This is a genomic window from Bradyrhizobium centrolobii, from assembly GCF_001641635.1.
Classification (GTDB): domain Bacteria; phylum Pseudomonadota; class Alphaproteobacteria; order Rhizobiales; family Xanthobacteraceae; genus Bradyrhizobium; species Bradyrhizobium centrolobii.
On sequence record NZ_LUUB01000005.1, the window covers coordinates 1 to 12,167 of the forward strand.

7 protein-coding genes and 1 pseudogene are annotated in these 12,167 nt (G+C 60.0%); all 8 read right to left on the reverse strand.

Features of this window, described 5'->3' with window-relative positions; all coding sequences use genetic code 11:
- A pseudogene (locus tag AYJ54_RS46435) lies at positions 1-906 on the reverse strand (IS630 family transposase); the annotation flags it as partial.
- Positions 907-1,084: 178 nt separating this feature from the next.
- A complete protein-coding gene (locus AYJ54_RS00505; RefSeq protein ID WP_063695954.1) occupies positions 1,085-2,266 on the reverse strand; it encodes a M20 family metallopeptidase in 1,182 nt (393 codons plus the stop codon).
- A gap of 588 nt (positions 2,267-2,854) precedes the next feature.
- Positions 2,855-3,904, reverse strand: a complete 1,050-nt coding sequence (locus AYJ54_RS00510; RefSeq protein WP_082905389.1) for an ABC transporter substrate-binding protein — start codon at positions 3,902-3,904, stop codon at positions 2,855-2,857.
- Between the two features lie 1,436 nt (positions 3,905-5,340).
- On the reverse strand, positions 5,341-6,351 hold the full coding sequence (locus tag AYJ54_RS00520; RefSeq protein WP_161491782.1) for a 3-hydroxyacyl-CoA dehydrogenase NAD-binding domain-containing protein: 1,011 nt from the start codon (positions 6,349-6,351) through the stop codon (positions 5,341-5,343).
- A 94-nt stretch (positions 6,352-6,445) separates the two neighbouring features.
- On the reverse strand, positions 6,446-6,916 hold the full coding sequence (locus AYJ54_RS00525) for a thioesterase family protein (protein WP_082905381.1): 471 nt from the start codon (positions 6,914-6,916) through the stop codon (positions 6,446-6,448).
- A 2,141-nt stretch (positions 6,917-9,057) separates the two neighbouring features.
- Positions 9,058-10,449, reverse strand: a complete 1,392-nt coding sequence (locus AYJ54_RS00535; RefSeq protein ID WP_063695958.1) for an Asp-tRNA(Asn)/Glu-tRNA(Gln) amidotransferase GatCAB subunit A — start codon at positions 10,447-10,449, stop codon at positions 9,058-9,060.
- Positions 10,446-10,688, reverse strand: a complete 243-nt coding sequence (locus AYJ54_RS00540; protein WP_063695959.1) for a hypothetical protein — start codon at positions 10,686-10,688, stop codon at positions 10,446-10,448. Before AYJ54_RS00540 ends, AYJ54_RS00535 begins: the two co-directional genes overlap by 4 nt.
- 23 nt (positions 10,689-10,711) lie before the next feature.
- Positions 10,712-11,713 carry an ABC transporter substrate-binding protein gene (locus AYJ54_RS00545; protein ID WP_136623339.1) on the reverse strand — a complete coding sequence of 334 codons (1,002 nt, stop codon included), beginning with the start codon at positions 11,711-11,713 and terminating at the stop codon, positions 10,712-10,714.
- Positions 11,714-12,167 lie beyond the last annotated feature (454 nt).

A 12,167-nucleotide genomic window follows, 5' to 3' on the forward strand; every position in this document is an offset into this window, starting at 1 on the left:
GGCGCACTCCTCGTTGGAGAAGAGATCGAGGAGTTCGCCGACCTTTCGCCAGGTTGCCTCGACGTCGCGTGGCTCTGCGGCTCGGATCAGGTGTTTGAGTTTGGCGAAGACCTGCTCGATCGGATTGAGGTCGGGACTGTAGGGCGGCAGAAAGAGCAGATGGGCTCCCTTGGCGCGGACGGCGTTGCGCGCCTGCTTTCCCTTGTGACTGCCGAGGTTATCGAGGATCACGACCTCACCCTTTGTCAGAGTGGGCGCCAACACCTGTTCGACATAGAGGGTGAAGAGCTCACCATTGATCGGGCCATCGATCACCCAGGGCGCGCAGATCTGATCGTGGCGCAATGCCGCGATGAAGGTCATGGTCTTCCAGTGTCCGAAGGGCCAGATGCCTGGAGACGCTGCCCACTCGGCCCCCAGCCGCGCAACGGTGCCATGTTGGTCTTGATCCACGTCTCGTCGATAAAGACCAGGCGCGAAGCGTCGATCCTGCCCTGATGGGCCTTCCAGCGCGTCCGTTTACGGGCGACGTCGGGACGATCTTGTTCGGCTGGCAGCATCGTTTTTTTTGAAGCTCAGCCCTTCGGCGTGCACAAACGTCCACACCGCCCGGACGTCTGTCTTGATCCCGCGCACCGCCAGCTCCTGTGTCAGCTTCCGCAAGGTGAATGGCCCCGAGCGAATGCGCTTGCGCAGCCAGTCGGCATTAGCGCCGGACAAAACCGGCTTCTTGTGACCACCGATCTTGCCGGGCGAAACGCCTCCGGTCTCCCGCCGCAGATTCTTCCACTTCGTCACACAGGAAGGACTGATCTGAAGCGCTTCCGCAATCGAACGGACGGTCTCGCCGGCGTCAGCCCGCGCCAGAGCGCGTTCGCGAAGGTCTTCCGAATAGGGTCGCGTCATCCATGCTGGCCCCCGTTCTCCAGCATGGAGTTTGAATCAGAAATCTGTCCCGCTGGGAATCCCGATTCCGGCAAAAAAACATCATGCTCTAGATCAAGAATACGCAGCGACGATCTCACTCCCGGGAAATCGAGCGAAGTGGACGGGTACGGCGATGCCGTTGAGCCTTTTGCCTTTCTCAGGGAGACACTAGATCGAGTACATACCTGACCGCGAGCTCCGTCGTCGGAATGAGGAGATCGTCGGCGACTGCGAATGTTGGCGTATGCACTAATGATTCGTTGCCGGCCGTGCGGGTACCGAACCAGAAATAGAGCGACGGCACGCATGCTGCGTAGAAGCCGAAGTCATCGCTGCCTGCAGCTCGCTTTTTCGCAGTCAAGGCGTCGCGGCCGAGAGTGTCATGAACGACTTGCCGGAAGCGCCTCACCATTTCGCCATCGTTGACCACGGGCGGCTCGCCCGTGCGAAAGATGCATTCGGCCCGGCCACGGTGCATCGCAGCAACGCCTTCCGCCACTTCGCGCACGCGCTGGGATAGCAGCGTACGCCGTTCCGGGCTGCGGGTCCTGATTGTCCCCTCCATGACGACGGAGGGACAGATGATGTTAGTCGCCTCGCCGCCGTGGATTGTTCCGATCGTGACGACGGCGCCGTCATCGACGGGCATCTCGCGGGAGACCACCTTCTGCACCTCGTTCACGAAGGCAGCAGCGATGGCGATCGCGTCGATGCCGTTATGTGGCGCCGCGCCATGCGCCATCTTACCGGTGATGTTGATCCTAAATTGATCCGCGGATTTGGTTATGGAGCCCTCGCAGGCGTCGAACACGCCGGCCGGAATGTCGGGACTAACGTGGAAGCCAACGGCGCCGTCAAATCCGTCCAACAACTGCTCTTCCTTCACCGTACGCCCTCCGAGCGGCTCAGCCTCCTCGGCTGGATGGAAGAACACGCGCACCTTACCGGCGAAATTGTCGCGCATCCGATGAAATGCGAGCGCGGTGCCGAGCGCGATTGATGCGTGCACATCGTGACCGCAAGCATGCATAATCCCGTTGACCTGCGAACGATAGGGGAGATCCTGGCGCTGCTCCTGAATGGGGAGAGCATCAATATCGCCGCGCACCGCGATCGATCGCTTCGGGCCGGAGGCGGTACCGTCGATGTCGATATAGAGACCAGTATTGTGGAAGGCTTTCGCACCGTCGAGGCCGAATCGCTGAAGTATGTCGCGAATGCGCTCCTGCGTCTTCCATTCTGCGTTAGAGAGTTCAGGCTCGCGATGCATGGCGTGGCGCAGCTCGATCACCGCCTCGCGCTCGGCATCTGAGAGAAAGTTATTGGTGCGTTTGCTCATGCGGCGTTTCCTTCATTTCCAGCGCAGATTGACCTGCCTCTCGCGCAGCGTTCTGGCGCCGCACCGTGACCGTTGTCCCCGCGCCCGTAACAATCGTGAAGTCAAACTGTCTGGACTCGACGGCGGATCAGACGCAGACTTCCCCGGAGCGGCTGGGCGCGTTGGAGATGGAATGATCACAGTGAGCGCGAGGTTTGCGAGGCAATGCTCGTAATCATAGCTCAGACAGAAGCCAGTTTCTCCGATCCTCGCGCGTTATTCGCGGAAATTGCGCGTGAAAGGGGACCATGGCGACGCTTTAATGCGGGTTACCATTCGCGGTCTGTTACATCCATTTTTGGTTTTCGCCTCAGCGCCCGACTCTAAGCAAGTTCCACTAGTAAAGTGGCGCAGTCATTAGCGTCAACGATCGCTGAAAGACGTCCAGCATAGCACCATAAGGCGTGCCGGTCTGCAGCGCGTGGATCAAGTCGATCCTCGACCACGCGCCACCCTGCGCATCTTCACCATCTATTGCACTCCCTCTCAGTTCGTCCGTTCGAGGCGGCAAGGAGAACAGAAACAAGCCCTCCCTGCCGTTCGTCGTGTTTACTTGGCGACCCAAACCGTAAAGCGCTGTGTCAGCTCGTCGCCCTTCTCGGCCCAGAACGCGGCGCTAATCAGTAGGGCACTGGCCATATGGTCGGGCGCATTTGGAAGGTCGGGCAGGATCGCCGGATCCACAAGCGCCAACGCCTCCTTATTGGTCGGGCCGCCAGGCATGATGTTCGCGAAGTTGGCCTGCGGCTGGGGTAAGCCCGCAAATGCGAGGAACTTGTAGGCGGCGTCCCGATGCGGGCTCCCTGCAGGAATGACCCAAACACCCATGCTCAACTGCTGGGTATCCCACATAATCTGAAAATGCTTGCCGGACTTTTTGACGGCATCGACGATGCGGTGGCTGTAGGCCGCGGCCATAATGACCTGACCATCTGCCAGAAGCTGCGGCGCCTGTGAACTGGTCTGAAACCAGACGATGTCCTGCTTGATCGTGTCGAGCTTTTTGAAGGCCCGATCAACCCCGGCGGGGGTACTGAGGACCTTGTAGACGTCCTTGAGGGGCACGCCGTCTGCTATCAGCGCCCATTCGAGGTTTTCTACGGGCCGCTTCTGCAGTCCACGCTTTCCGGGGAATTTTTTTGTGTCGAACAAGTCGGCGACGGTTTTCGGGCCATTCGGGAATTTGTCCTTGTCGTAGGCGATGACCTTGCCAGTGACCACCTCCGGCACACCGCAGTCAGTCGTTTCACCCTCAATGAAACTGGCCCGGTCGAGACCCAGCTTCTTCCAGTCGATGGACTCAAGAATGCCTTCGGCGCACAGTTGTCCGGCCAGGCCAGGGTAAAGGTCCACCACGTCCCAGCTCACGCTTTTCGACTGGACCATAGCGCGGATCTTGGAGATCTCGCCGTTGAACACGTCTTCGTTGACCTTAATACCGCTCGCCTTCGAGAATGGCTCGAACATCGCCTTCCGGAGGGCATCCTGGGCAGGCCCGCCGAACGAGGTAATCGTCAGCTCATCGCCCGCAAAGGCGAATTTCGCCGGCGCGAGTGCTCCCGCTGCCAAGCCGATTACGGCCAGTGCACCGACCTTCATCAATAATGTCTTCCTCATCATCTGCCCTTCCTCTGTTATGTTATAATACTAGTTATGTTATTCCCCTGCTCACGACGGCGCCGGCGCTTGCCGAAACTGCGCTTGCTCACGGCGAAGCTTCAGTCCGTCGTCACCTCGTGTTGACGCGCCCGACAATCTTCTGTTTTCCACCTGATCGCCGCGCCCGGCTCGAGCTGCACCAGGCCTTCCGAATTCGGCAGCTTCATCACAAAATCATCACGGCGACACCCCCGACGCACTCCTGCTGGCCGCCGGAAAAGCTGAGGAGGCCGGCGCGTGCCATAGCCGCCGAGCTGATCTTCTTGAGCGCTCACTACATTTTGGCCCCGATTTCGATCCTGCCTTGCTTGTGCAAATTGAGTGGGAAAGCGAGGTTCTTCTCCACGGGTCGTAGGTGGAAAAAGCGCGTAACCATTGAGAGGAAGTGGCCGTTCCTGAGCGCCTAGTATGAAGTGACGGCCGGGCGGTCGATGACCTTCCGTCGGGGTGGAGGAGTCTCTCAGCACCGCGGCACCTGCTCACTGAACCTCCGAAAGTGCGATAACCCTTATCTACGGAACGTAGCAGAGGTTGACCTATTGCAGCAGCGTCGTGGGGCGAAAATGGCTCGAACGGAGCCAGGTTGGCGTTGAGGCCGAGTTCATCACCAGCCGCGCGAACCGGTAATAGGTCCACGTCGACTTGCGCGAGCGGCGCGATAAGACCATGTACCGGGTCTTCAAAGGCGAGCAGCCCAACCGCTGCACCTCGGCCAAGCAGGAAGAACTCTGCTATCCGACCCGCATCAGGTATCCCGCAACATGACGTCACCGCTGACCCCCGCCTTCATTGTCAGCCTGACTTTATCGACTGCAGCGATACTATCGGCAGCAAGAGTCGGTTTTTATGTATGTTGCGGCTCGAATAGCCGAAATCCTGCGTCGAGTCGGGTAAATTCGAAGCTTTGTGTATTCGCTAGCGGGAGGCCGCTGAAGCACTTGCTCAGAACATCAACTACGGACTCCTGCCACGATGCACTGCCTTGTGGGTCCGATCCGACTAGCAGCAATTTACCGGATGACCGGCATTCGAACTCACACAGCTCAAGTTAAACTGGGCAAATGCCCATTCCTTATAGCGTGTGGCTATACCTGCCATGAATAGGTGATCCGGCTCGCGACGACATCAGTCGTTCTTCTCAGAATCGAACGACGCGAAGATACGTCCTTGGATGATGTGCTGAGGTCTTAGCTGTAGGAGCTCACCAAAGCCCTTGAACATAGAGTCGCAGTTTTCAGTCCAGCCGATACCACTATCTACCTTTCCAAACCGGATCTCGCTTTTCGGAAGGCTCGGCGCTCTTATAGGGCGGCACGCGACCCTGTTGCCACCCCTTACAGAGCAGATCCCGATCATCTCGTGGGATAAAACTCCGCTCAGACGCCGTGTCGAGAAACGCCCGCGTGCCGCTGCGCAAGGAGCGTCTCGATCACCGCGCGATCACGTGCCGCCGAAAGTGTGGCTTTGTCACGACCAGCCTCCATGGTGCGGCAACCCTCACTCATGGCTTTGATAAACTCAGGTGTGAACTCTGGAGGCGTGTGATGGGAAAGAGACCGCTCGCTGCCTAGATTGAACCGCTCGAAATAGCCGCCGATACCGCCGGCACTGCTCCCCATGTGGCGCACCATGCAGGGGCCAATCGCACTCCAGCGCGGAGCCAGACCATGTACAACCGCGGCATCAATCTGCTGGGGCGTAGCGTGCCCCTCAGCCACGAGGTGCATGGCCTCGCGCTCCAGTGCGGCCTGCAGATGATTGGCGATGAAGCCCGGAATCTCGTGATCCATGCGGATCACGACCTTGCCGATTGACTGATAGAACGCCTCTGCCGCGATGAGCGCCTCTCTACTCGTATGCACTGCACCGGCTACCTCCACGAGAGGAATGAGATAAGGGGGATTGAATGGATGTCCAACGATGACACGTGTAGACTGGCTCCCCCCCGCCTGAAGATCGGCAATGCTGAAGCCGGATGTAGACGTGGCGATGACCACATCGGGCGGCGTCACGAGCTCGATCGAGGCGTAGAGATTTCGCTTCAACTCCAGCCGCTCGGGAGCGCTCTCCTGCACGAAGTCTGCCGTCTTCACCGCTTCCTCAGCCGTGCTCGCCCAGCTCAGGGTGCCGCGATCCTCGGCACGTGCGCCGAGGCGCTCTAAGGTCGTCCAGGCGGTCGTAAGGATTTGATCGAGGCGATCCTTGGCGTCAGGCGCCGGATCCCACACGATCACGTCGAGCCCGCGCGCGAGGAAAAGCGCGACGAACCCGCCGCCGATCAGTCCCGTCCCTAGGCATGCGACCCGGCGGATGCGATCAGGCCCGCGAAAGGCGCTCGTGGTGGGGCCTCGGTCCGGCAGAGTCCCATTAGTGTCGTGAATGTCCATCGGTTTACCCTTCTCTGGCATCGGAGTTACGAAGACGCTGCCGCTGATCCTTCGGCCGGGCTGCGCCACCGGCGCTGACTATCGGGGGCCATACTCATCGCGCTGGCGCACCTGCCGCGAGAGATGCCGCGCGCCCCACATTCCGCGGCGGCCTTGAGTCCTGATTATGTTGCGCGTCGCGAAGACGCGTGAAGACCTCGGTGCGGAAAGGCTCGACCTTCCGACTTGCCGTGCCGACGTTGAGCTGGAGCTGCTCCGCTGTCGCCGCCAGCATTTGGTTGCGGTCATCTACCATCTCTTGGTGGAGTACGAATCGCTTGGCGTCGAGGTCAACGATACGAGTGGCGATCGTCAGGCTCGTTCCGGCAGGGATCTCGCGGACGTAGGTGATGTGGAAATCACCCGTGAAAACTGAATGACCTTCCTGGATATAAGACAATCCCAGTCCCAAGTCATGGCAGGCGAGGTCACTAGCGTCGGAAAACACCTCGAAATGTCGGCGGGCATTCATATGTCTGTTCGCATCAAGCCAAGATGATCGAACTTGGCAACGGTAAATAAACATCGGTTCCTCGAGGACTCGTTCGTACGCTCAGAGCCTGATTTCCGGCATGCGCCAGATGTCGCTGTGGCCTCTGATGAGGTTTGGGGGCGCCCCGGTTCGGGTGGGCAGCCGAGAGACAAACGCCTCCTATGAGAGGAGGCTCTCCCACTGCATCGCAAATCCAGGCGACAGATGAGGGCATGATAGTTGCCCGACAGAACAGCGGGCCTGAAGCGCGGCGCGGAGCGCGCCCGCTCGCTTTTTTTTAAAAGGATGGAAACATGGACCATCTCTCTCTTTAAGTCAGCCAATCCGGCGCGATCGAAATGCAAATGCTCTTTCATACCGTGCCCGCGAACGCTTCGAAGCCACTGCAGGGCAGACGCATCGGCGTACTTCCTTATGCGGACCGCGCTTGTGGCCGAAGCGCATCGCCACTGTAGAATTGCGCGAGCTCAAATCTCCTGCGTTATTCGAGGAAATCCGCACTATTCCTGCAATTCATCGCTTACACATGAGAAAATTCTCCGTGCTTTCCACTTCATGGGCTCACGCAGCGGGCCATTGAGGGCCCTGGACCCCTAGCCATTATCGAGGTCTATTGGTCGCCGAACCATGCCGCTCGATTTCACTCTCTACTGGGAGACGCCGGAGACCGAGGCGGGATCAGGGGCAAATAACAGCGCGTGAGAGGCTCGGCATTTGTCGATTTTGCGCGGAACTTCTGCTGCACAGACGCACATTTCGGCGGAATCCAACCGAAGGTGGGAGTATATCTTGTGCGTGAAATGCAGTTACCACACTTCTCGAAATACTTGACGTTAAACGTGGGTTGGATGGCGGCAGCACCGCACTGCGGGGCAGCGGTCGGTTCCCGGCGATCTGGAAGAATGTAGCGGAAACCTAGGCTGATTTGTCCGACACCGGGCAGCAGTGGCGGCCACGAATTTCCGGTGCAGTGCCGGGACAGTTGTTGGAAGCAATCTACTTCGTCGTTGCCATCAAGAAGGTATGCGACTCTCTTTGAAATCGTACCAGCAGTCCAGAAGAGTTTAATTCCGTTCTTGCCAAGCCTGGCACTCTCGTGGATCTTATGATGTTCCAGTTCTGGGCAACATCGAAGGACGCACAGAAGACGCGGCGTTTTTATCAGCTGGTGCGCCGATGAATATGGTCAAGGATTCGACAGAAGCTTTCCAGACCATGCCCTTTTTGTGCCTCGTCCATCAACCAACCCGGCCATTTCTGGTTAGCGAACCCGGTCACAGCACATATTATGACAGCCTCGAGGCTCTCGGCAAGAATGCGCAATTGCAGGACTTCTCCAATCCAGCTCGACGTTACGTTTTGGTCGCCCAAACAACTTCATAGGCTGCAGCCATCTGAGCGTTGAACCGGGAAAATCGTTCCTTGACGCTGAAGCAGCATCTGCGCGGGGGGGGGCGGGCCTCTGAAGGCCATACTCCTCCAAGGCCCCTGCGCAGCCAATGGAGCCGGCGGATGACCCCCGCCGGCTCCACGTGGCGCGTCAAAGCCAAGCGGCAAGCAGATCCCAAGACCAGCGACCATCAAAGACGTTACCGAGCTAGGATAGTGGCGGGCACTCACCTAACATTTTGAGGTCCGCTCGAAATGTCGCCGGACGAACATGTCACCGTCGTTACTTCCGACTCGTCCCTCTTCGCCGAAGATCTTCGATCACCGAGCGGGCTGAGGAGACGAGGATCGTCTGCAGCTCGAGGGAGGCAACGTTCGCGAATTCGGCGATGAATCCGCCGCGAGCCGAGTCTGGCAAGATCGAGGAAAATGTCGTTGCGTGCGGTGGAAGCGTGGCGTGCGTGTTGCGAAGCGTGCACCGCGCCAACCATGCGGGTACGGCATCATTGGGCTAGCCGTTGCGAGCGCGCGAGCCAGGACGATGGGATGAGGACGCCCTGCTGTCAAATTGACCGGCACGCCCGTTACCTCGTTCCACGGTTAATCGGCCCCTCGTGGAGCTTCTCCAAGGCGGGGGCCTCACGGGCGCCGGTATGGCAATCTGGGCCACGATCACCTTGGTTCGCCCTTCCCGGCTCTCATTCGCCGCCGCAATCGGCGTGTTCTTAGACTACGACTGCGCAGTGCCGCTCGATTCCTCCTTGCGCAGCGCTAGAAGTGAGCAGCTACACAGAAAGCGCCGGCCGCTTGTTCCGCCAGGGTGTCGCCTTCTCGTACTGATGGCCAGCACGCAATACGGTCGCATCTTCGAAAGGACGGCCGACCAACTGCATGCCGAGAGGCAATCCGGCGGCGGTGAAGCCCGCGCACACGGCGAGCGCCGGAGCGCCGCGGACGTTGAATGCGCCAGTGAGGCAGGGGAGCTCGAACCAGTTCACGTTGGTCTGCGTCTCGATCGGCGGGGCCTCGGCTCGCGTCGTCGCGCAGAGCAGCACATCGACCTTGAGCATCGTGTCGTCGAAGGCGGCGCAGAGTTCGCGCCTCATGCGCTGCGCCTCCACATAGTCGCCGGCGCTGAGGAACGCTCCCATGGTAACGTAGTCGCGGAAACATTGACCGTAATCCTGCAGTCGCGACTTCATCCATTTCTCGTGGAGGGCATAGCTCTCGGCCAACACAATGATCTCACCGCACGCCGTCCAATCGGCGAGCGGCGGCAATGTTACGTCGATGACCTCTGCGCCAAGGTCGCGAAAGACAGACACTGCGTCCTCGAGCGCCCGCCGGGTCGCGTCGTTGACCGAACAGTCGAGCTCGTGGAAGTGGCGGACAAATCCGATGCGCATCCCCTTAATCGAGCCGCCGAGTGATGCCCGGAAATCGGGTGCCTGTACATTGGCGCTGGCGGAATCACCGGCGTCTGGGCCTACCATCGGCTGCAGCATGATGGCGCAGTCCTCGACTGTCCAAGCGAGCGGGCCAACATGGTCGAGCGAATAGGCGAGTGGCAGGATGCCGGTGCGCGGACAGAGCCCGTAGGTCGGCTTGAACCCGGCAACACCGCAGAGCGAGGCGGGCAAGCGAATCGAACCGCCGGTATCCGAACCCGTTCCCCCGAGAACGAGACCGGCTGCGACCGCTGCGCCGGTCCCGCTCGACGAGCCGCCGGTGAAGTGCGCGGGGTTCCAGGGATTGCGCGCCGGGGGCCAGGGCAGATCGAAAGATGGGCCAACGGTGGCAAATTCGTGGGTTGCTAGCTTGCCGAGCATAACCGTTCCGGCCTCGACGAGTCGGCGGACTACGATCGCATCCTCCGCGGGCACGTGGTCGATCAGTATCTTTGAATGCGCCGTCGTCGGGATGCCTTTCGTGCAGAAGATATCTTTGTGGGCGATGGGAATGCCGTGCAGTGGGCCGCGCGGGCCGCTCGTCATGATCTGTGCCTCGGCCGCCTTCGCCTCGGCAAGCGCACGCGCGGGAGTGAGCCGGATGAACGCGTGAAGCGTATCATCAAGCTTCTCGATCCGCGCCAGGCATGATTGTACGAGTTCGACGGGCGAGAGCTTGCGCGCAGCGATGAGGGCCGCTGCCTGGGCGATTGTCAGGGGCGGGGTCATTGCGCGGCCTTATCCGGATCGAAAACGACAGCCGGTTCGACCCCGGGCGCGCGTCCTCGCCCGCGCACGCGCTCCGCCATCGCCGCCACGTAGTGATAGGTGCCGTGGAGATCACGCTCCTCGGCCGGCGTCAGTGTGAGCCCGGCGCGCCGCGCGAGCGCTTTGAACGCTCCGAGATTGATCGGTGCTTCTGTCAGTTGGCGCTCCTCATTGCATTCAAGGCGGGGAGGAGAAGCCAACCCCTTCCCCGCGTTCGTTGTTCTCACTTCGCGAGCCAGGCGGTAAAGCGCTGGCGTAGCTCATCACCCTTCTCGGTCCAGAAGGCAGGGTCATTCCGCAGAGCATTAGCAATATGGTCGGGCGCGGTCGGGAGGTGGGGCAGCATCGTCGGATCGACAAGCGCGATCGCGGCCTTGTTGGTGGGCCCGTAGGGCACGTACCTCGTCAGGTCCGCCTGCGGCTGTGGCGAGCCGATGAACGCGAGGAACCTGTAGGCGGCGTCCCGATGCGGGCTGCCCGTGGGAATGGCCCAGACACCCATGTTCAATTGCTGCGTATCCCACATGATCTCGAAATGCTTGCCGGAGTTCTTGACGGCATCGACGATGCGGGCGCTGATCGCCGAGGTCATGACGACTTGACCGTCCGCCAGAAGCTGCGGCGCCTGGGAGTTGGACTCGTACCAAACGGCGTTTTTCTTAATCGTGTCAAGCTTCTTGAACGCGCGATTGATACCCTCGGGCGTGTTGAGGACGTTGTAGACGTCCTTGAGCGCCACGCCGTCCGCGATCAGTGCCCATTCGAGGTTTTCCTGGGGCCATTTTTGCACTCCACGCTTGCCGGGGAATTTTTCTGTGTCGAAAAAGTCGGCGATGGTTTTCGGGCCATTCGGGAGCTTATCTTTGTCGTAAGCGATGATCTTGCCAGTTACCACCTCCGGCACACCGCAGTCCGACGTTTCACCCTCCACGAAACTGGTCCGGTCGAGACCCAGCTTCTTCCAGTCGATCGGTTCAACCGCGCCCTCGGCGCACAGTTGGGCGGCCGGACCGGGGTCGAGGTCGACCACGTCCCAACTCACGCTCTTGGACTCGACCATAGCGCGGATCTTGGAGGTCTCGCCATTGAACACGTCTTCGTTGACCTTGATGCCGGTCGCCTTCGAGAAGGGCTCGAAATAAGCCTTGCGCATGCTCGCCTGGGACGGCCCGCCATAGGAGGTGATCGTCAGCGGATCAGCCGCGTAAGCAGGTTTTGCCGGCATCAATCCACTCGCCGCCGAGCCAAATACGGCTAGGGTACCGGCGACCACTACTAATGTCTTCCTCATCGTCTACTCTCCCCCTATTGTGTTATGTCCTGTCCAGATGAGCAGAATGCCTACCTTGCTCGCGGTGAAACCTCGATCGTCGTAATGGCGCGTCTCGCGACGTCGCGCTTGTGCGGCGGCATATTGTCGATCGAGCACCTCTTCAGATGGGTTGAGCCACCGGGACACCTCGAAGCCTGTGGGCATCATGACCGACATCGTCTTGCCAGAGGCGGAGGCCCAGTACGGTTGACATTCTTGACGGCCACCGTTCGTCCTCATGGGACCTCCTCGACGTCGGAAAAATCAGAAAGGCATTGTCCGTGCTTGGCATCGCCCTCTCCCGCCTCTGGCGCGCCTGCCTACTGCGGCGCCGCCGGCGACCTAGACCACCGTGTTCCTGCTTGAC

What these genes read in the sequence shown, in the direction of transcription:
- AYJ54_RS00505 (WP_063695954.1), bottom strand. Translation starts at nt 2,266, where the DNA reads ATGAGCAAACGCACCAATAACTTTCTCTCAGATGCCGAGCGCGAGGCG.
- AYJ54_RS00510 (WP_082905389.1), bottom strand. Translation starts at nt 3,904, where the DNA reads ATGAAGGTCGGTGCACTGGCCGTAATCGGCTTGGCAGCGGGAGCACTC.
- AYJ54_RS00520 (WP_161491782.1), bottom strand. Translation starts at nt 6,351, where the DNA reads ATGGACATTCACGACACTAATGGGACTCTGCCGGACCGAGGCCCCACC.
- AYJ54_RS00525 (WP_082905381.1), bottom strand. Translation starts at nt 6,916, where the DNA reads ATGTTTATTTACCGTTGCCAAGTTCGATCATCTTGGCTTGATGCGAAC.
- AYJ54_RS00535 (WP_063695958.1), bottom strand. Translation starts at nt 10,449, where the DNA reads ATGACCCCGCCCCTGACAATCGCCCAGGCAGCGGCCCTCATCGCTGCG.
- AYJ54_RS00545 (WP_136623339.1), bottom strand. Translation starts at nt 11,713, where the DNA reads ATGCCGGCAAAACCTGCTTACGCGGCTGATCCGCTGACGATCACCTCC.